The organism is Blautia sp. HCN-20427 (assembly GCF_037890365.1).
In the GTDB taxonomy this organism is placed as follows: domain Bacteria; phylum Bacillota; class Clostridia; order Lachnospirales; family Lachnospiraceae; genus Blautia.
This window is the reverse complement of record NZ_JBBKBX010000072.1, coordinates 1-650: the sequence shown is the minus strand read 5'-3', so window position 1 is coordinate 650 and position 650 is coordinate 1. Positions and strand designations below refer to the sequence as shown.

General features: G+C 39.4%; 1 protein-coding gene and 1 pseudogene. Both read left to right on the top strand.

Annotated features, from left to right (window positions below; genetic code table 11):
* Positions 1-180 (top strand): hypothetical protein (locus tag WKT17_RS16250; protein ID WP_207658002.1); only part of this gene is annotated, 180 nt, incomplete at its 5' end.
* 261 nt (positions 181-441) lie between these two features.
* A pseudogene (locus WKT17_RS16245) lies at positions 442-650 on the top strand (sigma-70 family RNA polymerase sigma factor); the annotation flags it as partial.

Genomic DNA, 650 nt, shown 5'->3' with positions numbered 1-650 from the left:
TTTGTTTCGTATTTGAAAGAACAAACTCACCAAATAAAAAAAACGATATTCGGGTGGGTTATTTTGTTATACCCTAAATTACCCTCTGAATTTGTTTTTAAATTTGGAGGGATTTTTTTATGTCCTTTTTTCGGGCAGTTATCTATCTGCTCATACGAAGCAAAATTTATCAATACATAGCATATCAGAGAACGGCAGGAAACCAGTTAAAAAAATTTCTGCCAGTGCAACGGTACTTCTCACCTTGAAAGTAGAAGTACAATCTCCATACAATAGAATTACTATTTCCTATAACCGTAAAGGTCACAGAGCCTTTGCGGTTTTTCTTTTGTCGATTTTTGTTGGAAAGTGCCGTAGGGCTGTTTCTGATATGCGGTGTCGTTCTCCGCCTCTCCATCTGGATTTTTTACATTTCAAAAATTCAGATGGGAGGTATTTATGGTGAAATATGCACCAAGAAAGGTATATATCAGAGAAAGTGGCGGCTATGTGGAATTATCCTACACGGAGTTCTGCCGTTGCAGGGAATCCGACCAGACCTATATGGACAAGCTGTTTATCCCCATTCAAGGCTGTCTGCTTGAAGTCGTGAGGGAGCAATACACAGACTTCTACCGTGACAAGGAACGGTGGCGTTATCTGCAAAAATT